This is a genomic window from Streptomyces paradoxus (assembly GCF_014202475.1).
Classification (GTDB): domain Bacteria; phylum Actinomycetota; class Actinomycetes; order Streptomycetales; family Streptomycetaceae; genus Streptomyces; species Streptomyces paradoxus.
Genome location: NZ_JACHGV010000008.1, coordinates 57,401 through 77,072 on the forward strand (window position 1 = coordinate 57,401; position 19,672 = coordinate 77,072).

At 73.2% G+C, this 19,672-nt stretch carries 14 protein-coding genes; 4 read left to right on the forward strand and 10 right to left on the reverse strand.

Going from position 1 to position 19,672, the window contains the following annotated elements:
• Positions 1 to 175: 175 nt before the first annotated feature.
• Positions 176 to 2,335, forward strand: a complete 2,160-nt coding sequence (gene helR, locus HNR57_RS25125) for an RNA polymerase recycling motor ATPase HelR (protein ID WP_184563127.1) — start codon at positions 176 to 178, stop codon at positions 2,333 to 2,335.
• Positions 2,336 to 2,357: 22 nt separating this feature from the next.
• Here helR and HNR57_RS25130 read toward each other — a convergent pair whose 3' ends face one another.
• Both HNR57_RS25130 and HNR57_RS25135 read right to left on the reverse strand, forming a co-directional pair.
• Positions 2,358 to 3,227 carry a sugar phosphate isomerase/epimerase family protein gene (locus HNR57_RS25130; RefSeq protein WP_184563129.1) on the reverse strand — a complete coding sequence of 290 codons (870 nt, stop codon included), beginning with the start codon at positions 3,225 to 3,227 and terminating at the stop codon, positions 2,358 to 2,360.
• Positions 3,224 to 4,243 (reverse strand): Gfo/Idh/MocA family protein, encoded by a 1,020-nt coding sequence (locus tag HNR57_RS25135; protein ID WP_184563131.1) that lies wholly within the window; start codon positions 4,241 to 4,243, stop codon positions 3,224 to 3,226. The genes HNR57_RS25130 and HNR57_RS25135 overlap by 4 nt, the downstream gene beginning before the upstream one ends.
• A 256-nt stretch (positions 4,244 to 4,499) precedes the next feature.
• Here HNR57_RS25135 and HNR57_RS25140 point away from each other — a divergent pair, with 256 nt between their 5' ends.
• Positions 4,500 to 5,507, forward strand: a complete 1,008-nt coding sequence (locus tag HNR57_RS25140; RefSeq protein ID WP_184563133.1) for a LacI family DNA-binding transcriptional regulator — start codon at positions 4,500 to 4,502, stop codon at positions 5,505 to 5,507.
• Between the two features lie 27 nt (positions 5,508 to 5,534).
• On the opposite strand, the gene HNR57_RS25145 is transcribed toward HNR57_RS25140, so the two are convergent.
• Positions 5,535 to 6,539, reverse strand: coding sequence for a sugar ABC transporter substrate-binding protein (locus tag HNR57_RS25145; protein WP_184563135.1), 1,005 nt, complete (start codon positions 6,537 to 6,539; stop codon positions 5,535 to 5,537).
• Positions 6,540 to 6,848: 309 nt separating this feature from the next.
• A complete protein-coding gene (locus tag HNR57_RS25150; RefSeq protein ID WP_184563137.1) occupies positions 6,849 to 7,259 on the reverse strand; it encodes a VOC family protein in 411 nt (136 codons plus the stop codon).
• 173 nt (positions 7,260 to 7,432) lie between these two features.
• Here HNR57_RS25150 and HNR57_RS25155 point away from each other — a divergent pair, with 173 nt between their 5' ends.
• A complete protein-coding gene (locus HNR57_RS25155) occupies positions 7,433 to 8,284 on the forward strand; it encodes an aldo/keto reductase (RefSeq protein ID WP_313674673.1) in 852 nt (283 codons plus the stop codon).
• A gap of 348 nt (positions 8,285 to 8,632) precedes the next feature.
• On the opposite strand, the gene HNR57_RS25160 is transcribed toward HNR57_RS25155, so the two are convergent.
• Positions 8,633 to 8,863 (reverse strand): hypothetical protein, encoded by a 231-nt coding sequence (locus tag HNR57_RS25160; protein WP_104788031.1) that lies wholly within the window; start codon positions 8,861 to 8,863, stop codon positions 8,633 to 8,635.
• 181 nt (positions 8,864 to 9,044) lie between these two features.
• Here HNR57_RS25160 and HNR57_RS25165 point away from each other — a divergent pair, with 181 nt between their 5' ends.
• Positions 9,045 to 10,775 carry a hypothetical protein gene (locus HNR57_RS25165; protein WP_184563139.1) on the forward strand — a complete coding sequence of 577 codons (1,731 nt, stop codon included), beginning with the start codon at positions 9,045 to 9,047 and terminating at the stop codon, positions 10,773 to 10,775.
• A gap of 65 nt (positions 10,776 to 10,840) precedes the next feature.
• Here the strand turns inward: HNR57_RS25165 and HNR57_RS25170 are convergent, their stop codons facing one another.
• The 5 genes from HNR57_RS25170 to HNR57_RS25190 form a co-directional block, all read right to left on the reverse strand.
• The gene (locus tag HNR57_RS25170; protein ID WP_184563140.1) at positions 10,841 to 11,482 is read right to left on the reverse strand and encodes a cutinase family protein; all 642 of its coding nucleotides are present in this window, start codon (positions 11,480 to 11,482) and stop codon (positions 10,841 to 10,843) included.
• Between the two features lie 151 nt (positions 11,483 to 11,633).
• The gene (locus tag HNR57_RS25175; protein WP_184563142.1) at positions 11,634 to 12,857 is read right to left on the reverse strand and encodes a PucR family transcriptional regulator; all 1,224 of its coding nucleotides are present in this window, start codon (positions 12,855 to 12,857) and stop codon (positions 11,634 to 11,636) included.
• A 122-nt stretch (positions 12,858 to 12,979) separates the two neighbouring features.
• Complete coding sequence (locus tag HNR57_RS25180) at positions 12,980 to 13,930, reverse strand: alpha/beta hydrolase (protein ID WP_184563144.1); 951 nt, start codon at positions 13,928 to 13,930, stop codon at positions 12,980 to 12,982.
• A 21-nt stretch (positions 13,931 to 13,951) separates the two neighbouring features.
• Positions 13,952 to 17,920, reverse strand: coding sequence for a type I polyketide synthase (locus tag HNR57_RS25185; protein WP_184563146.1), 3,969 nt, complete (start codon positions 17,918 to 17,920; stop codon positions 13,952 to 13,954).
• A complete protein-coding gene (locus tag HNR57_RS25190) occupies positions 17,917 to 19,671 on the reverse strand; it encodes a fatty acyl-AMP ligase (RefSeq protein WP_184563148.1) in 1,755 nt (584 codons plus the stop codon). Before HNR57_RS25190 ends, HNR57_RS25185 begins: the two co-directional genes overlap by 4 nt.
• Position 19,672: the final 1 nt, after the last annotated feature.

Here is a 19,672-nt window from a genome sequence, read left to right on the forward strand (position 1 = left end):
GCTGCCAGGACGAAGAGCGTGCCACACGGAAACGGCCGGGAGACAACAAGAAAGGCAAGGAGTGCTCTCCTTGCCTGTCTCAAGTTATAGCCCACAGGGGGACTTGCGGCAAGGCCCCCCGGCTCCCGCAAACTGTGCGGCCTAAGCCCAGGACCTGCGGAAACGGGAGCATGACGTGACCCCTGCGACCACGAGCGCGTTCGATCTTCCCGACCGCCTCGCGCACAAGGCCGCCGCGGCGTCGATCGCCGGGGACGAACAGCACTTCGCCGCCATCGCCGACTGCCTCGCACAGAACATCGCCGAACTGTCCGACCGCCTTGCCGCCGAGCGCAGGGCCCCCGGCGGCAAGGGCAGGCAGGCGATGGACCGGGACGCCGAGATCCACCGGCTCACCGCAAGGCTGCGCGCACTGCGCCGCTTCGGACTGGACCTGTGCCTCGGGCACATGGTCGCCGCGGACGGCTCCGAGCCCGTCTACGTGGGACGGCTCGGCCTGACGGACAGCGAGGGGCGACGGCTGCTGGTCGACTGGCGTTCCCCCGCCGCCGAGCCGTTCTTCGGAGCCACCCACGCCAACCCGATGGGCCTGGCGAGCCGCCGCAGGTACCGCTGGACCGGCGGCCGGATCGTCGACTACTGGGACGAGGTGTTCACCGACGACGCGTTCGACGGGCACGCCGCGCTCGACGACCAGTCCGCCTTCATCGCCAGCCTCGGCACCAACCGCTCGCCCCGTATGCGGGACGTGCTCGGCACCATCCAGGCCGACCAGGACGCCATCATCCGCGCCGGTTCCCGCGGCGCCCTCGTCGTGGACGGCGGTCCGGGCACCGGCAAGACCGTCGTCGCCCTGCACCGCTCCGCCTACCTGCTCTACTCCGACCCGCGCCTCGGGCAGCACCGCCGGGGCGGCGTGCTCTTCGTCGGCCCGCACCGGCCCTACCTGTCCTACGTCTCCGACGTCCTGCCCAGCCTCGGCGAGGAGGGCGTGCAGACCTGCGTCCTGCGGGACCTCGTCGACGAGGGGGCCACGGCGGGGGAGGAGACCGACCCGGAGGCGGCCCGCCTGAAGTCGTCGGCGGACATGGTGCGGGCGATCGAGAAGGCCGTGCGCTTCTACGAGGAGCCGCCGACCGAGGCGATGACGGTCACGACCCACTGGTCCGACATCCGTCTGAGCGCCGGGGACTGGGCCGTGGCGTTCGAGGCCGCGGAACCCGGCACGCCGCACAACGAGGCACGCGACCAGGTCTGGGAGGAACTCCTCACGATCCTCGTGGACAAGCACGACGGCGACGCCCCGGAAGAGTCGCTCCGCAAGGCGCTGTCGCGGGACCGGGAACTGCTCACGGCCTTCAACCGCGCCTGGCCGCTGCTGGAGGCGACCGACCTCGTCGGGGACCTGTGGTCCGTTCCCGCCTACCTGAGGATGTGCGCGCCCTGGCTCGGCCGCGACGAGGTGCGCACCCTGCAACGCGAGGAGCCCCAGGCCTGGACCGTGTCCGACCTGCCGCTGCTGGACGCGGCACGCCAGCGGCTCGGCGACCCGGAGGCCTCACGGCGCAGGCGCAGGCAGGAGGCCGCCGTCGCCGCACAGCAGGACCGCATGGCCGACGTCATCGACGACCTGCTGGAGGCCCACACCTACGACGACGGCGAAGGCGTGCTGGTCATGCTGCACGGCCAGGACATGCGCAACTCCCTGGTAGACGACAGCGCCCTGCCCACCGCCGACCCGGACCGGCTCGCCGGGCCGTTCGCGCACATCGTCGTGGACGAGGCGCAGGAACTGACCGACGCGGAATGGCAGATGCTGCTGCTGCGCTGCCCGTCGCGCAGCTTCACCATCGTCGGGGACCGCGCCCAGGCCCGGCACGGGTTCACGGAGTCGTGGCGGGAGCGGCTGGAGCGGGTCGGCCTTGACCGGGTCGAGATGGCCTCGCTGAGCATCAACTACCGCACGCCCGCGGAGATCATGGCGGAGGCCGAGCCGGTCATCCGGGCCGCGCTGCCGGACGCCAACGTGCCGGCGTCGATCCGCAGCAGCGGCGTCCCCGTCCGGCACGGATCCACCACGGAGCTGCACGCGGTCCTCGACACGTGGCTGGCCGAACACGCCGATGGGATCGCCTGCGTGATCGGCGGTCCCGCGTTCCGGCCCCTCTCGCCCCGCGTCCGGTCACTGACCCCGGAGCTGTCGAAGGGGCTGGAATTCGACCTCGTCGTCCTCGTCGACCCGGAGGATTTCGGCAACGGCGTCGAGGGCGCCGTCGACCATTATGTGGCGATGACCCGGGCCACGCAGGAGCTCGTGATCCTCACAAGCTCCTGACGCTGAGGCCGGGGCGGCACGCCTAGGAGGCCAGCTCCTTGCGGATGCGGTCCAGCATGAACGCCGACGACTCCCAGGCCCGTTCCTCCCAGGCGAACACACAGGCCGTGGCGACCCCGTCGAAGCCCAGCTCGCGCAGGGTGCCGAAGAAGACGTCCCAGTCGACCTCGCCCTGGCCGATGTCGAGGTGCTGGTGGATCCGGGCCGGGGTGCCGGGCGGGTTGAGGATGTAGCGCAGGCCGCTGGAGCCCTTGTGGTTGAAGGAGTCCGCGATGTGCACGTGCCGCAGCTTGTCACCGGCGTAGCGCATCATCTCCGCGATGTCCGCGCCGGCTTCCGAGGGGCCCGAGAGGTGGAAGGAGTGCGGCGCGCAGTACAGGTAGTTCACCCACGGCTTGTCGATCGCGCGGACGAGATCGACGGCCGGGGTGTTCTCCTCACAGAAGTCGTCCGGGTGGGCCTCCAGGTTCAGAGCGATGCCTTCGCGCTCGAACACCGGCAGCAACTCCTCCAGCGAGCGCCAGAACGCGGCCTCGCTCTCGGCGGCGCGCTCCGGGCGGCCGTTGAACTCCGAGTTCATCAGCGGGCATTCGAGGTCCGCGGTGATCTCGATCATCCGCTTCCAGTAGCGGACGGCCGCCTGCCGCTCGGTCTCGTCCGGCGAGGACCACCTGTACAGCGGCAGCACCGAGGACAGGCGCACGCCGTGCGTCCGCAGCGACTGCTTCAGCTCCCGCACCCGCGCGTCGTCCGCGCGTGGGTGCAGGAAGAACGGCATGAAGTCCGCGCGCGGCGACAACTCGATGTACTCATAGCCGAGTTCGGCGACCGTGCGGACCATCTCGTCGATCGGCAGGGAGCGGAACATGTACGGGTCGAGGGCGATCTTCACGCGGTGTCTCCGTAGAACGCGGGGCGGGGCTTCATGTCTGTGGTGACGGTCTCCCCGCCGGCCTCCAGGGACCGGACGGCGGCGTCGGTGATGACGGTGGCGGCGTAACCGTCCCAGGAGGACGGGCCGGTGGGCTCGGTGCCGGCCGCCACGGAGGCGATCCACTCCCGGAACTCGGTGTCGAAGGCCTCCGCGAACCGGTCCTTCCAGTCCTGCAGCACGCCCGTGCCGTGCCGGGCGGCCGTGCGGATCCCGACCGCGGCCGGGTCGGGCAGCCGGACCAGGCCGTCCTCGCCGACGACCTCGCACTGGATGTCGTAGCCGTACTGGCAGTTGACGAAGACCTCCAGGTCGATCCGGACGCCCGAGGCCGTCTCGAAGATCATGATCTGGGGGTCCTTCAGATGCGCGAACCGCCTGCTCGTGGCGCGCGGGGTGACCACCTGGGCGGAGACGATCTCGTCGTCGAGCAGCCAGCGCAGCACGTCGATCTCGTGCACGGCGGTGTCCTGGGCGGCCATGGCGGAGTGGTAGGACTCCGGGACGGCCGGGTTGCGGTGGGCGCAGTGCACGATCAGCGGCGCGCCGAGCGAACCGGTCGACAGCACCTCCTTCATCTGGCGGTAGCCGGGGTCGAAGCGGCGCATGAAGCCGACCTGGACCAGCCGGCGGCCGTGCGCCCGCTCGGCCTCGACGATCCGCAGGCAGTCCTCGGCGGTCGTGGCCAGCGGCTTCTCGCAGAACACCGGCTTGCCGGCGGCGATCGCGTTCAGGACGTGCTCGGCGTGGGTGGGCCCCCAGGACGTGACGAGGACGGCGTCCACCTCGGGGGAGGCGACGAGGTCCGCGCCGGTGGGCAGCGCGACGGCACCGGACCCGGCGGCCACCTCGGCGGCGCGCTCGGTGTCCACGTCGGCCACGGCCGTGACAGTGGCGCCGGTGACGACCTCGGTGAGCCGCCGGATGTGGTCCCGCCCGATCATTCCGGCGCCGATGACGCCTACACGTACGGTCATGCCGAACTCCTCGGAAGATGGTCAGGAAAAGCGCCCCGGAGCTCCGCCTCGAGGGTGATGCGTTCCCGCTTGCTGTCGCGCGCTACTAGCGCGCTCTAGTTCGAGTACGATGACCCCTGTGCAAATGTCATGTCAATAGCTGGTCGCCGGGAGATCGCAGGATCCCTCACGGGGGTGCGTGCGGGGCAACCCGTAAGGTGTCCGGCGTCGGAGGGTGGGTTCACAGGTGGATGCATCGGGCAGGCAGCGGCCCACGATGGCGGACGTCGCCGAGAAGGCGGGCGTCTCCCGCGCTCTCGTCTCGATCGTCTTCCGCAACCAGGCCGGAGCCGGCCAGGAGACCCGGGAACGGGTCCTGCGCGTGGCCGACGAGATCGGATACCGGCCCGACAACGCGGCCCGGCTGCTGGCCCGTGGCCGCAGCCGCACGCTCGGCGTCATGTTCACCGTGCAGCAGACCTTCCACACCGACCTCATCACGGGCATCTACCCCGAGGCCGAACGCCTCGGCTACGACGTGCTGCTCTCCGGGGCGACCCACGGCCGCAGCGAGGCCAAGGCCGTCGAGGCGCTGCTCAGTCACCGCTGCGAGGCGGTGATCCTGCTCGGCCCGGACGCCGAGCCCGCCTTCCTGGACGAACTCGGGCAGCGCACGGTCGCCGTCTCGGTCAGCCGCCGGGTGCCCCGGGCCCGGGTCGACTTCGTGCACTCGGCCGAGGGCAAGGGGGTCCGGCAGGCCATGGACCACCTGGTGGAGCTGGGGCACCGCAGGATCGTGCACATCGACGGCGGGCGCGGCCCCGGCTCGGCGGAGCGCCGGCGTGCCTACCGGGCCGCGATGCGCCGCCACGGGCTGGAGGCCGAGGCGCGGGTCATTCCCGGTCACCACACCGAGGAGTCCGGCGTCGAGACCGGCCGGCTGCTCCTGGCCGAGCGGGACGGCGGACGGCCGCTGCCGACGGCCGTCCTCGCCGGCAACGACCGTTGCGCGATGGGTCTGCTGATGGCGCTGACCCGGGCGGGCGTGGAGGTTCCGCGCGATCTGTCCGTCGTGGGCTACGACGACAGTCACCTCTCCCACCTGATGCCGATCGGCCTGACGACCGTCCGCCAGGACGCCCTCCTTATGGCCGAGCACGCCGTCCGTTTCGCCGTCGAGCGGCTGGAGGAGCGGGACCGGGAGCCTCGGGAGGCGGTGCTGGATCCCAAGCTGGTGGTGCGGGGGACGAGCGGGCCGGCCCCGGAAGGGCCGTGCCCGGCCTGACGCGCCCGGCCCCGCCGCCCGGTTCCGTCAGCGCGTGCCCTTCTTGGCGAACTCCGCGACGCTGTCGACGTTGTCCTTCGTGACGAAGGCCGGTCCGGTGAGCACGGGAGCGGTGCCGCCGCCGCTGACGTTGCCGTTCGTCCTGTACAGCCACAGCGCGTCCACCGCCAGGTAGCCCTGGAGGTAGGGCTGCTGGTCGACGGCGAACTCGATGCCGCCGCCCTGGATGGCCCCGACCAGGTCCTTGTTGAGGTCGAACGTGGCGACCTTCGCCTTGCTGCCCGCGTCCTTCACCGACTGCACGGCGGTGAGGGCGACCGGGGCGCCGAGCGTGACGACCTGGTCGATGGAGGAGTCCTTCTGGAGCTTGGCGGTCAGCGTCGACTTCACCGAGGGCATGTCCGTGCCGTTGACGTACAGGTTCTCCGTCGTGCCCTCGAAGCCCTTCTTCAGTCCTGCGCAGCGGGCCTCCAGCGCGACCTGGCCCTGCTCCTGTATGACGCAGACGGCGTGCTTGGCGCCCAGTTGGTTCAGACGCTCGCCGAACGCCTGCCCCGCGATGTTCTCGTCCTGGCCGAAGTACTCCAGCATGCCGAGTTCCTTCCAGTCGTCCAGGCCGGAGTTGAAGCCGACGACGGGGATGCCGGCCGCCTTGGCCTTCGCCACCACGCCCTTCATCGCGTCGGGCTTGGCGGCGGTGAGGGCGATGCCGTCGACCTTCTGGTCGATGGCGTTCTGCACGAGGTTGGCCTGGTTCCCGGCCACGGGGTCGCTGGAGTAGACGAGCTTGATGTTGTCCTTCGCGGCGGCGGCCTGGGCGCCCTTGCGGATCAGGTCCCAGAACGTGTCGCCCGGTGCCGCGTGGGTGATCAGGGCGACGGTCATCCGCGGGGTCGTGGCCTTGCCCGCGGCGGCGTCGGTGCCGCCGGCCTCCGACTTCTTCCCGCCCGAGCCGCTGGAGCAGCCCGCGGCGAGCAGGGCGCCGGCGAGGGCTGCGGTGGTCAGGGCGGTGGCTCTGTGGTGTCTGCGCATGTCGGGTGCACCTCACTGTGCTGGGACGAGGGGGCCGCGCCCGGTCCGGGAGTGCGGGCGGTGGGTGGGCGCCCGGGGCGGCGGCGGTCATGGTGGTGCGGTGGTCCTGGGTGCGGACCCCTGCGTTCTCGATGACTGGAGCGCGCCACTAGCGCGCTCTAGTGGCAGGTACTATGCGGGCGTCTCCGGGGGATGTCAACAGCTTTGTCAGGACGTACCAACAAAAGAAGGCCGCTCGTACGCACCGGTGCTGAACGGTGTGTACGAGCGGCCTCGGGCGGACGGTCCCGGACCGCCCTGCCCGGCTGCTCAGTTCTCCGTGCTGATGTTGACCATCCACGGGACGCCGAACCGGTCCGTGCACATGCCGAACACGTCGCCCCACATCTGCTTCTCCAGCGGCACCGCGACCGAACCGCCCTCGGACAGCTTCTCCCAGTAGCCGCGCAGCTCGGCGTCGTCGTCACCGCTGAGGCTCACGGAGTAGGAACCGCCCTGCTCCGACTCCATGCCCGGTGGGTTGTCGGCGCCCATCAGGGTGAAGCCGCTGGTGGTCTCCAGCATGCCGTGCATGATCTTGTCGGCGTTCGGGGCGTCCGCCTGCCCGAACTCTCCGTAGCTGTTGAGGTTGAGCGTGCCGCCGAAGACCTCCTTGTAGAACTCCATCGCCTGCCGGGCGTCGCCGTTGAAGTTGAGGTACGGGTTGAGGCGCGAGGCCATGAGAACCTCCCAGAAGGGGGCAAAAGTCGTGTCCGCGCAGCGTATCGCCAGGCACCGGCAACGGCTCGTCGAGCCGCCCGCGCCCTCGGCGGGGTCAAGGTTCGCCACCATCGGTGCCGTCACCAACTGCGCTGTTAACGTGGCCGCTTGAGTAGAAGGGGAGGCAGCGGTTCGTGTCATCGACATTCCGCATCGGCGGGGATCTGGACGTACGTCGGCTCGGTTTCGGGGCGATGCATCTGCCCACCGAGCCCGGCCCCGCCCGGGAGAACGCCCTCGCGGTGGCCCGGCGCGCCGTGGAGCTGGGCGTGACGCTGATCGACACGGCGCACCTGTACGGCGGCGGAGCCAATGAGGAGCTCCTCGCCGAGGCCCTTCACCCCTACCCGGAGGGCCTGCTGATCACCACCAAGGTCGGTGTCGCGCGCACCGGCCCCGGTGGGGACTGGAAGCTCGACGGACGGCCGGAGATCCTGCGCGACCAGGTCCGGCAGGCCCTGCGCCGGCTGCGGACCGAGCGGATCGAACTGCTCCAGCTGCACCGCATCGACCCCGACACGCCGCTCGCCGACCAGCTCGGCACGCTGCGGGAGCTCCAGACCGAAGGCCTGGTCGGCCGGATCGGGCTGTCGGAGGTCACCGTCGAGGAGCTGGGGCGGGCCAGGGAGCTCGTCGACGTCGTGAGCGTGCAGAACCGCTACAACCTGCTCGACCGGGAGCACGAGCCGGTGCTCGACGCTTGTGCGGCGGCCGGTATCGCCTTCCTGCCGTGGCGGCCCGTGGCCTGGGGGAAGGCGGGGGCCGAGGGCGAGATCTCCGCGGTGGCGGCCGAGCTCGGGGCCACGCCCACGCAGGTCTCGCTCGCCTGGCTCCTCGACCGTGCGCCGGTCGTCCTGCCGATCCCGGGCACGGCCCGGACCGGGCATCTGGAGGAGAACCTCGCAGCGGCCGGCCTGACACTGACCCCCGCCCATCGCGCCCGCCTGGACCGGCTTGCCGGGGGCGTAGAGGCTGACTCGGGCTGAGGGGGCGGGCCGGGCGGTTTCCGTGTCCGGGGGTGTCCCCGGGCGGTTTCCCTGCCTGCCCGGGGAGGGGCCGGCCGCGCCGGGAAGCGTCGGCTTCCGGGGGGAGAGGGGCATGGCCGCCGGTTCTCCGAGTCGTGCGGCGGGCCGGACCACCGCGTCTGCTGCCGGGGGCGTCCTCCTGGCACGCATCGGCCGGAACACGAGGGCTCACGGGTCGTCGCGTCGGACGCGCTGTTGTTCCCTACGGTCGGGCCGTCGGCCGCCCGCCGGGACGAGCAGCGACCGGCCGTGTCCGGGGCGGGGAGCGTTCGGTCGAGCACCTGCCGGGGCGGCGACGCGTGCGAGCGCTCACGCCTCGTCGGACGCTCCGCTGTTCCAGTCGTACGGGCCGCCGCCCTGCCACTCGATCAGTTCGGTGTCGTCGACGGCCGTGTCCGTGGTGGGCAGGCCCTCGCGGTGCAGCAGGTCCAGCACGTCGAAGAGGCTGTAGGCGACGCCCATGCGCTCACCGTGGATGGTCACCAGCCGTCCGCCGTCCGTCGCGGGCGGCTGCACGACCACAGGGGGTTGACCGTCCATAGCCCCACCATGCTCCCGAAACGGCCGGTTCGCAGCTCGGTGGCGTCCAGAAGCGGTACCGGCCCGTCCTCGCGTGCCGGTGCCGGGCGCGCTGTGCGCCGGTGACAAGGCGCGATCCGGAAGCTGAGTTCTCATCAGCACTCCCTGAGAGCGCCTCCACCGGCGCCCTAGCGTCCGTGGCATGGACATGAACCGTACGCACAGAGGGAAGTGGCGCGGTGCCGTGCTGGCGGTGCTGCTGAGTGCCGGAACGCTCACGGCCGCCGCCCCGGGCGCCCACGCCGACGGGGCGCGCACCGAGACGCCGGTGAAGTCGACGTCGCCGGTGACCGGAGTGACGGAGTCGATGGTGCGGGTGAAGGTGCCGCTGCCGGAGTCGGCGGGGCCTCGCCCGGCCGCCTGCGACTGGCTGTCGTACCTGCGCTTCCGCTCCGCCGCCGGGCCGGCCGCGTCGGCCGACGCCGACCGGATCCTCATCGCCCAGCCCGGGATCCTGGAAGGGGCCGGGGCGTTCGACAGCGTCGCCCGCAACACCGTCGAGCGCGCCGCCGAGCAAGGGCGGCACATCGAGTTCTGGGCGCTGGACCGGCGCTCCAACTGCCTGGAGGACCGCACCGGTATCGCCTCCGGCGACCAGCACACCGCGGTCGACTACTACTACCGTGGCAAGCAGGTCGGCGGCCGGACCTTCGCCGGCTTCACCGGCAACGCGCAGCTGGGTTGGATGGCGAAGCTCGGGATCGAACAGACCGTACGCGACCAGTACGACCTGCTGACCGCCGAGTTGCCCTCCCAGGCGCAGCGCAAGCAGAAGGTGCTGTGCGGCGGTCACTCGCTGGGCGGTGTGATCACCGGGTACTTCGCCGCAGCCGACTTCGACGGCGACCGCGCCACGACGGCGGACGCCGGGTACAACCAGTGCGCCGGCTACTTCGCCCTCGACACGACCGTCTCCACCTCGCTGGCCGACCTCAGCGGCAGCATCCCGGACGAGACCAACCTGCCCGACATCGGCCTCGGTTACGGCGTCGTGCAGGCCGGGCTGGACAGCGGGGTGCTGCCGCGCACCCTGTCCGCGCCGGTGCTGCTCAACCCCGAGACCATGACCCTGCTCGGCATCGCCGGTCTCGGTGCCCTCGACGACCTGGAGGGCGAGGCCGACCTGCCCCGCTACCTGCCCTCCAACCTGAACATCGAGGCCACGAACCGTTTCCTGTTCGCCAAGGACACCGCCGCCTTCCTCAGCGGCAAGCCCGCGGTGAAGGACTTCCGGCTCACCAACGCGGCCGTGCTCGGGGCGCTGCTGGACGACAACTCCGTGCCGCTGGCGTTCCTGCAGACCAGCGTGGGCTTCTTCGACGGCGGACCCATCGCCGACAAGAGCTTCCCCGTCGCCAACGGCGGTGACCGGCAGGCCGGACCGTACGGCACCGCGTACAAGGCCATCCCGGACCGGCCGCAGGGCCCGCTCTACACCTGGCGCAACTACGACCGCGTCGACGACCCGGACGACCCCGGGTACCGCTCCGCCGACGGCACCCCGTTCACCGGCGCCGGCGAGGAGGTCACCGACATACGGCAACTGGCCCGCAGCCTCGCCGAGCAGCCGCTGGACTTCACCGAGCAGTACTTCCCGACCAAGCTGGTCACGGACCTCCAGCTGGCCACATCCCCGCAGGTGAAGAAGCGCGTCGTGCACCCCGAGGGGCTCAAGGCCAACCCGGTGCTCACCGTGCTCGCCGGTGAGGGCCTGCTGGCCGGCCGGGTCCCGGCCGAACTGCACCCCGTGATCGCCGACGGCTACCAGCACCTCGACGTCCTGACCGCCGCGCCCGTGCAGAACGACGGCCGGCCCGAGCCCGTCTCCACCGCCCTCGCCGGCTTCGCACGGTCACCACGTCAGCAGCCCTAGTCCGTACACGCACACGCCCGGGGCCCGGGAGGATCTCCTCCCGGGCCCCTTGGTGTGACGCGGGCTCAGAGCCTGCCCGCGGCGAAGGCGGCCGCCTCCTCGGCGTCGTCGCGGTAGCTCAGGTGCGCCCCGACGTCGCCCCCGCCGTTCTCGCATACGGGGTCGCCCTCGGCGCAGAGGTCGAGCGTGCGGCTCTGGTAGGTGCCCGTGACGCTCTTGCCGAGCGCCCGGATCGGGTTGCCGAACAGCAGCACCGCGGCGACCTTCGGCTCCACCGCCGCGGGCAGCGTGGCCACGATGGGGCTGCCGACCACCGCACCGGCACTGCTGATGCCGATCGAGTTGTCGACGACGTTCGCGCCCTGCGAATAGCCGACGAGAACGAACTTCTGGCCGGGGCAGGCGGCGGCCCGGCTCTTCACATGGTTCACCAGATCCAGATTTCCCTGTGCCGCGGACGTCGGGGAGAGGTCGGCGGGGTAGTTCACCTTGTAGCTGGACAGGCTTTTGCCCACCGCCTTCTTCTGCAGGGCGGAGTACACCGGGTCGCCGACGATGAAGCCGAGCGTGCCCGGCTCGAAGGTGCCGCGGGCCGCGACGACCTCGACGTCCGAGCAGGCCGCGGCCAAGGCCGGGGGAGCCGCGAGGGTGGTGAGTCCGGCCCCGCCGGCCAGCGAGAGCGCCGCGAGACACATACGGATACGCATGGGGGATCCTCCGCGTGGGAGGCGCGTGAAGCGCCTGCGAAAAAGGACGCCCCGAACGTATTGGCTTTGTCGCTCCCGCTGTTATGGATGGAATTATGGAAACGCCGCTGATTTTTGTCGCCGATTGAGTACGCCGTCTGAATCCGGGGAGTCAGTTCTGCCGTGTGTGCAGTGATTCCGCGCGCAACGCGAGAATGAGGTCGAGGCGGGTCTCCGGGTCGTGCAGGGCGTCACCGAAGAGCTTCTCCAGCTGGCGCAGGCGGTAGCGGACCGTCTGCGGGTGGATGTGCAGCCGTGCGGCGACGTCCGGCACGTTGCTGCCGCTGAGCAGCCAGGCCAGCAGGGTCTCGGCGAGCCGGTCGCGCTGCCCCGCCGAGACCGTGTCGAGGGGAGCGAGGACCCGTGCCTGGAGGCGCTCCAGCAGCGGCTCGTCGCCGTGCAGCAGCAGCGTCGACAGGTGCTCCGAGCAGCGCACCACGCCCTGGCGGGGGAGCACCCCACGGCCCATCAGACCGAGCGCCCGGGTGGCCAGGCGCAGCGACTGCGCGGCCTCGGTGACCGCGACCGCCGGGCCGATCGCGGCCGGTCGGCCGCGCAGCGCCAGTGTGAACGCCCGGCCGCCGATGCCGCCCGCGCCCTCCGGGTCGGGCACCAGCATGCGCGGCGGGCGGGACCCCATGTCCACCAGCGCGCCCGCCGCCGCCAGCGGCCGGTCCTCCTCCCGCCGGTCCGGCGCCGCCGCGAGCGCCACGACGGCGACCGTACGCGGCACCGGCCAGCGTGCGCTGTGCGCGAGGTCCTGCACGGCCTCCAGCGCCACCGGCCCGTCCTCCAGGAGCAGGTCGAGCAGGCGCTTGCGGCGCCGTTCCAGCTCGTCGGAGCTGCGCAGCTGGGCCTCCGCGTAGCCGGACGCGGCCGCCTGGGCGACCTCGTGCACGGTCCGGAACGCCAGCTCCCCCAGCGCGGCCACGACCGTGGAGTCCAGGCCGAGTTCCTCCGCCGTTCGGCCCATCTGCCGCCAGGCGCACAGGCCGCCGACCCGCAGCGCGGACTGCAGTGCGTCCAGGCTGCGGCCCTCCAGGGCCTCGCCCCGCCCCAGTTCGTAGTACGTCGCCGCGATCGCACCCGCGTCGTCGCGCGGGTCGGCGATGTGGTCGACGAACAGGGTCAGCGCCTGCACCACCCCGGACCGCAGGTTCCGGAGGTACGTGCCGTCGGCGGGCCGGGCGTACTCGGGGACCTGGCGGCGGACCTCCTCCTCCACCTCGTCGGCGACGGCCGCCAGATTCGCCCGCAGCAGCTCCGCCAGCTCCGGCGGGACCTGGGGAGGCGCGGTGGGGTGGTCCGGCACGCCGTGCGGGGTGGGCACAGCCATCACGGACACTCCTTTCGACCGGAAGCGGCTCACCCGCGGGCTGTCACCCGTGGGACGAGTGGGGAGTCCCGTGTTGGACGGACGACCCCTCCGCCCCGTTCCGTGCCCCGACGGCACCCCCGTCACTCGGGCACGCCCAGCGCACGGGCGAGGACAGGCCACGAGGCCGTGAACTCCGGCTTCCAGTGCGCCCAGTCGTGCCCGCCGCCCCCGTAGAAGTGCGTGGTGGCCTGGATCCCCATGAGGGCCAGCGTGCGGGCGAAGCCCTGGGCCGAGGGCCACAGGGCGCTTTCCAGAATCCCGGGCAGCGGATCGCCACCGCCCCCCACCCCGCTGCCCTGCGACACGTACAGGGCGGTGCCGCGCAGCCCGGTGGCGCGGGCACGAGGGTTGAAGTCGCGCCACGTCAGGAGGTTGAACACCGGATTGCCCCACAGGGACGCGGCCGGCAGGTTCTCGCGGGCCACGATCGCGTCCATGATGGCGGGAACCCCGGGCGCCGTGGTGTCGAGGATGCCGCTGTAGGAGGCCGCCGCGGTGAACGCCCCGGGGTGGCGGGCCGCGTGCGCCATCGCCCCGTAGCCGCCGGTGGAGACGCCGGCGACCGCCCGCACGCCGGAGGCCCGGTAGTCGCGGGCGAGCAGCGCCGGCACCTCCTGCACCTGGAAGGTCTCGTAGTCGGGGCCGCCGCGCCAGACGCTCGGAATGCCGGTGGGGCCCGCGTCCGGCATCGCCACGATCAGGTCGCGGCCGGCGGTGAACGCCTCGATGTCCGTCTCGCGGGTCCAGGACGTGTAGTCGTCGTGGGCGCCGTGCAGCAGGTACAGCACGGGGTACTTCTTCTCCGGGCGCGTCCCGAAATCCGACGGCAGGATCAGCCGGACCGGCGCGCTGCGGCCGAGCGCGGCGGAAGGCACGGACACGTCCCGGGTGCGGGGCCCGAGACGGGTGGCCGCCGGGGAAGGCGTCGTGGCAGCGGCCCCGAACAGGGCGGCGAGACCGGCGGCTGCCGCCGCTCTGGCGACGGTACGCCGGGACATTCCGGCGGCGGGCTGCTGCGGCAGGTCGGGCATGACGGCTCCTCGGGTTCCAGGTCAGGGGGACGGCTCGGCGAGCGTCCGGCTCAGGTGGGTGGCGATCTCGTCGACGTGCGGCGGATCGAGCAGCGACAGATGGTGACCGGGCACCGGCACCACCTCCAGACGCGGGCACACCTCGTCCCAGCCGAGCGCCGCGTCGTCCCGCTCGTACGCCGGGTCGCGCACGGTGTGCGGCGCGGCCTCGGTGGCGCGGTAGAGGAGCACCGGCCCGGCATAGCCGCCGGGCCGGTGCTCCTCGCCGACGCCCATGTCCAGGTAGGAGGCTCGCTGGTGCTCCAGGGCCGCCGGCGGCACGTCGGCGGCCTCGCGCAGGGCGCGAAGCACGGCGTCGATGCGGGCCGTGTCGTCGTCGATGGCCACGAGTTCGTCGTACGGCAGCTCCAGGCGCACGCCGTAGGTGTCGGCGACGTGGCGGGCGAAACCCTCGAAGTGCGCCCGGATCCGGTCCGCGCGGGTCAGCCCCGGGCGGGGGAGGGGCCGTACGGAGTCGATGAGCACGACCAGCCGCACCTGACGCCCGGCGGCGGTCAGTTGCCGCGCGGCCTCCTGGGCGACGAAGCCGCCGAAGGACCAGCCGCCCAGCAGGCAGGGGCCGTCGGGGCGGACGGCGTTGATCGCCTCGGCGTAGCGCCGTGCCTTCTCGGGCACGGTCCTGGCCTCCTCGATCCGCTCCAGCCCGTACACCGGCTGGTCCTCGCCGAGGCGTTCGGTGAGCGTCCGGTAGACGCTCACCGGGCCGCCGGCGGCATGGACGAGGAAGAGCGGCGGCCGCGAGCCGGTGGCGCGCAGAGGCCGCACGGGGGTGTCGTCGCGGGGGAGGGCCCGCTCGATGCGGGCGGCCGCGTCCTCGACGGTGACGGCGGCGAACAACTCGCGCAGGGGCAGTTCGATGCCGAACTCACGCTCCACCGCCGTGCGGACGCGGACGGCCATCAGCGAGTCCAGCCCGAGGTCGGTCCACGCGGTGCCCGGAGTGATACGGGCGGGGGAGTGGCCGGTGACGGACGCGGTGTGGTGGGTCAGGCGGGCCAGCACCGAGGTGGGTTCCGGCACCGCTGCCGGAGATTCATCCGGCGGTGGCGCGGTGTGAGCCGTCCGGCCGTCCGTCCACCAGTGCCGTACGTGCCGCCACCGGGGCAGCGGCAGGTCGATGACCCGCCCCGGCGGCACGGGAAGCCGCTGTCCCGCCGCGTACAGGGCGCCCAGCTGCCCGGCGAACGCCTCCGACCCGTCCGCGTCCCGGCGCAGCGTGCCCAGGGCGAGGGCGCCGGGCACGGTGTCGGCGACGGCCCCGGTCAGCACCGGGTGGGGGGAGATCTCCACGAAGGCCGTGTGGCCGTCGGCCGCGGCCGACGCGAGCGCCCGGTCCAGCCGTACGGGCCGCCGCAGGTTGGCCGCCCAGTGTGCGGCGTCGAAGAGGCAGTTGCCGCGCGGGTCGTCGAGGACCGTGGAATGGACCGGGACACGGGGCCGGCGTGCCCGGATGCCCGACAGCTCGTCCACCAGCTCCGGCAGCAGCCCGTCCACCTGTGGCGAGTGCCCGGCGCCGACCACCCGCATGGCCCGCGCCGCCCTGCCCTGCCCCTCCAGCCGGCGCACGAGCCCGGCCACCGCCGCCTCCTCACCCGTGACGACCTTCTGCCGGGGGGAGGAGTGCACGGCGACCTGCACCCCCGGGAAGTCCCGTGCCAGCGCGTCCAGTTCGGTGTCGTCCAGGTCCACCACGGCCATCGCGCCACCGCGCAGGCCGCTCAGCAGCCGGGCCCGCACGGCGATCACACGCGCCCCGTCCGCCACGTCCAGCGCGCCCGCGCACACCGCCGCCGCCACCTCGCCCATGGAGTGGCCGATCACGGCGGCGGGCTCGACACCGTAGGAGCGCCACAGCTCGGCGAGCGCCAACTGCAGGCCGAACAGCACCGGTTGGGCGACCTCCAGGCGGTCGAAGCCGTCGCCCGAGGCCAGGTGGTCGTACAGGGACAGACCGCACTCCGGGGCGAGCTGCGGGTCGAGTTTCTCGACGGCGGCGGCGAACGCGGGTTCCTCGGCCAGCAGCCGGCGCCCCATGCCGGGCCACTGGCTGCCGTAGCCGGAGAACACCCACACCGTGCCCCGCCCCACCCGGTCGTGCCCACCGGTCGTCACCCGCGCGTCCGGCCGCCCGGCCGCCAACTCCGCCAGGGCGTCGGCCAGTTCGTCGCGGTCGCGGGCGACCACGGCGGCGCGCACGGGGCCCCGGCCCGTGCGCCCGGCCAGGGTCCGGGCCACGTCCGCGGGGTGCGCGGGACGGTCGCGCAGCCGGTCGGCGAGCCTGCCGGCCGTGTCCCGGAGGCGCTCGGCGTCGAGGTCGGAGAGAAGGTGCACGCGGGCGGCCGGTTCCCCGGCCGGTCGCGCCGGGGCCAGGCCGGGCGGTCCCTCCTCCAGCACCACATGGGCGTTGGTGCCGCCGAAGCCGAACCCGGAGACGCCCGCGACGGCCGTGCCGCCGTAGCGGGGCCAGGGTTCCGGCTCGGTCACCACCCGCAGCCGCGGATCGGTGAGAGAGCTGCCCCGCTCGCAGTGCAGGGACGGCGGGATGGTGTCGTGGTGCAGGGCCAGCACGGTCTTCACCAGGCCCGCGATGCCCGCCGCGGACTCCAGATGACCGAGGTTGCCCTTGGCGGACCCCAGCAGCAGCGGCTGGTCGGGGTCCCGTCCCGCGCCCAGCACCGCGCCGAGGGCGCCCGCCTCGATCGGGTCGCCCAGCGGCGTGCCGGTGCCGTGCGCCTCCACGTAGTCGACGTGCTCCGCGGGGAGCCCCGCCTGCGCGTACGCCCTCTCCAGCAGCGCCTGCTGGGCGGCCGGGTTGGGCGCCATGAGGCCGTTCGAGCGGCCGTCGGAGTTGACGGCGGTGGCGCGGACGACGGCCAGCACCCGGTCGCCGTCCCGCTCGGCGTCGGACAGCCGCTTCAGGATCACGGCCGCGCAGCCCTCGCCGCGGCCGATGCCGTCGGCCGCCGCCGAGAACGGCTTGCACCGGCCGTCCGGCGCGAGGGCGCCCGCCCGCCGGAACGCGACCGTGACGGCCGGCGACAGCAGCAGGTTGACCCCGGCCGCGATCGCCGTGTCGCTCTCGCCCGTGCGCAGGCTGACGCAGGCCTGGTGCACGGCGGCCAGCGAGGAGGAGCAGGCCGTGTCGACGGCCAGGCTCGGCCCCCGCGTGTCCAGGACGTAGGCGAGCCGCCCGGCCGCGACGCTCAAGGCGCCCCCGGCCGGCGCCCAGGGGTCGACGGTGGCCGGGTCGGCGCCCGTGAGCTGCCCGTACTCCGGCGCCGAGATGCCGACGAACACACCGGTGGCCGTACCCGCCAGGGACCCGGCCGGCAGGGCGGCGTGGTCGAGCGCCTCGTGGACGACCTCCAGCAGGATCCGCTGCTGGGGATCCATCACCGCGGCCTCGCGCGGGGTGATGCGGAAGAAGTCCGCGTCGAACCCGGCGACGTCGTCGAGATAGCCGCCGTACGGATGAGCGTCGGCCGGTGGGAACGCGGTGAAGTCGCGCCAGCGGTCCTCCGGGACGCGCCGGATCGCGTCGGTACCCTCGCTGAGCAACCGCCAGTAGCCGTCCGGGCCGTGCGCCCCGCCGGGCAGACGGCAGCCGGCCCCGACTACCGCGACCGGCTCGGCCGTCCCGCCCGGGACCGGGGCACGCGGCACCTCGGCCGCCTCGGCCCCCGGCGCCTCCGCGGCGCACAGCCGCGTCACCAGGGCCTCCCCGGTGGGCGTCTCCCACAGCAGTGTCGTCGGCAGCTCCCGGCCGGCGGCGCGGGACAGCTCACCGGCCAGGGCGACGGCATCCCGCGAGGCCATGCCGAGGTCCGAGAGGGGCCGGTCCATCGGCACGTCCTGCGGGGACGTGCCGTTCCAGGCGGCCACCCGCTCGGCGATCAGCCGGCGCAGCGCGGCCTCGTCGACGGGCCTCATCCCGCCGCACCCGCCCGGCCCTGCACGCGGTAGGCGCCCTCCAGATAACGGGTGCGGGTCAGCGCCCGTGACACCTTGCCGCTGGAGGTACGCGGCACCGTGCCCGGCGGCACCAGGACGACATCGGCCAGCCGCAGCCCGTGCCGGGCGGAGACGGCACCGCGCACGGCACGCACCACGGCCGCCACGTCCAGCCCGGCGAGGTGCGCGCTCCGCGCGTGCTCCGCCACGACCACGGCGCACTCGCCGCCTGCGCCGCCCGGCGCGGCGAAGGCGGCGAGGCGGTCCCGGCGGATCACGTCGTGCGCCTCCTGGGCCGTCGCCTCCACGTCCTGCGGGTAGTGGTTGCGCCCGTCGACGATGATCAGATCCTTCAGGCGTCCGGTGACGACCAGGTGCCCCTCCAGCACCGTCCCCAGATCACCCGTCCGCAGCCAGCGGCCCGGCCCGGCAGCGGAGTCCGCGAACTCCGCGCCGAAGACCTCCTCCGAGTCCCGGTTCCAGTAGCCGCGGCCCACGTTCGGCCCCTGCACCCAGATCTCCCCGACCTCGCCCTCCGACAGCAGGGCCCGTGACACCGGGTCGGCGACCCGGACCCGCTGACCCGCCGGAGTGCCACAGCCCGCCAGCAGCACCGCCCGGGGGTCGTCGGGCCGGGCGGGCAGGGCCTTGCCGGCCGCCAGGGCGTCGCGGTCGAGCGCGAACCGGCTGAGCGGCTCACCCGGCCGGGCCGCGCACACGAACACCGTGGCCTCGGCCAGCCCGTACGAGGGACAGTGCGTCCCGGGCGCCAGGCCCTGGTTCGCGAACGCCGCGTGGAAACGGTCGGCCGTGCCCGGGCGGACCGGCTCACTGCCGTTGATCAGCGTGGTCACCTTGTCCAGCCGCAAACCCTCCTTCTGGTCCGGGGTGACGGTCGCGACGCAGTAGTCGTAGGCGAAGTTGGGCGCGGCGCTCACGGCACCGGGGTGCGCGGCGAGCAGCCGCAGCCAGCGCACCGGCTCGTGCAGGAACGCCGCCGGGTCCATCAGCACCGACAGCGCCCCGCGTGCCACCGGCGCCGCGACACTGAGCACCAGCCCCATGTCGTGGTACAGCGGCAGCCAGCCCACACTGGTCATCGGGCGGGCGTCGAGGCCGTAGGCGGCCAGTGCCTGGCGGGCGTTGGCGACGACGTTGCCGTGGCTGATCTCCACACCGGCCGGGGCGCGGGTCGAACCGGACGTGTACTGGAGGTAGGCGGTCGCCCCGGCGTCCGGGGTCACCGGCTGCCAGTCGCCGCCCTCGTCGTCGGGCACCTCGTCCGCGACGACGATCCGCGGCCCGCCCTCCCCGAGGAAGTCCCGCACCTCGTCCCGGGCCCGGCTCGTCGTCACCACCACCGAGGGGCACGCGTCGGCCAGGACGCCCGCGAGCCGGTCGGCGTGCCCGGGCAGAGCCGGTGTGTACAGGGGCACGGCGACCAGCCCGGCGGCCAGGGCCGCCAGGAAGGCGGTCACGTACTCCGTGCCCTGCGGGCACAGCAGCGCGACCCGGTCCCCGGGGCGCGTCTCGTCCGTGAGGCGTGCGCCGAGCGCCCGCACCCGCACGTCCAGGCGGCGCCAGGTCAGGGTGCGGTGGACTCCGCGCGAGTGCTGTGCCGGGTGCTCGACGAAGGTGAAAGCCCGGCGGTCGGGGGTGGTCCCGGCCCAGTGCTGTACGTAGTCCGGCAGTGTGGGGCAATCGGGCGCGAGCGGGGGGCGGCTGTCCATC

What these genes read in the sequence shown, in the direction of transcription:
- HNR57_RS25135 (WP_184563131.1), bottom strand. Translation starts at nt 4,243, where the DNA reads ATGACCGTACGTGTAGGCGTCATCGGCGCCGGAATGATCGGGCGGGAC.
- HNR57_RS25140 (WP_184563133.1), top strand. Translation starts at nt 4,500, where the DNA reads ATGGCGGACGTCGCCGAGAAGGCGGGCGTCTCCCGCGCTCTCGTCTCG.
- HNR57_RS25145 (WP_184563135.1), bottom strand. Translation starts at nt 6,539, where the DNA reads ATGCGCAGACACCACAGAGCCACCGCCCTGACCACCGCAGCCCTCGCC.
- HNR57_RS25150 (WP_184563137.1), bottom strand. Translation starts at nt 7,259, where the DNA reads ATGGCCTCGCGCCTCAACCCGTACCTCAACTTCAACGGCGACGCCCGG.
- HNR57_RS25160 (WP_104788031.1), bottom strand. Translation starts at nt 8,863, where the DNA reads ATGGACGGTCAACCCCCTGTGGTCGTGCAGCCGCCCGCGACGGACGGC.
- HNR57_RS25165 (WP_184563139.1), top strand. Translation starts at nt 9,045, where the DNA reads ATGGACATGAACCGTACGCACAGAGGGAAGTGGCGCGGTGCCGTGCTG.
- HNR57_RS25170 (WP_184563140.1), bottom strand. Translation starts at nt 11,482, where the DNA reads ATGCGTATCCGTATGTGTCTCGCGGCGCTCTCGCTGGCCGGCGGGGCC.
- HNR57_RS25175 (WP_184563142.1), bottom strand. Translation starts at nt 12,857, where the DNA reads ATGGCTGTGCCCACCCCGCACGGCGTGCCGGACCACCCCACCGCGCCT.
- HNR57_RS25180 (WP_184563144.1), bottom strand. Translation starts at nt 13,930, where the DNA reads ATGCCCGACCTGCCGCAGCAGCCCGCCGCCGGAATGTCCCGGCGTACC.
- HNR57_RS25185 (WP_184563146.1), bottom strand. Translation starts at nt 17,920, where the DNA reads ATGAGGCCCGTCGACGAGGCCGCGCTGCGCCGGCTGATCGCCGAGCGG.
- HNR57_RS25190 (WP_184563148.1), bottom strand. Translation starts at nt 19,671, where the DNA reads ATGGACAGCCGCCCCCCGCTCGCGCCCGATTGCCCCACACTGCCGGAC.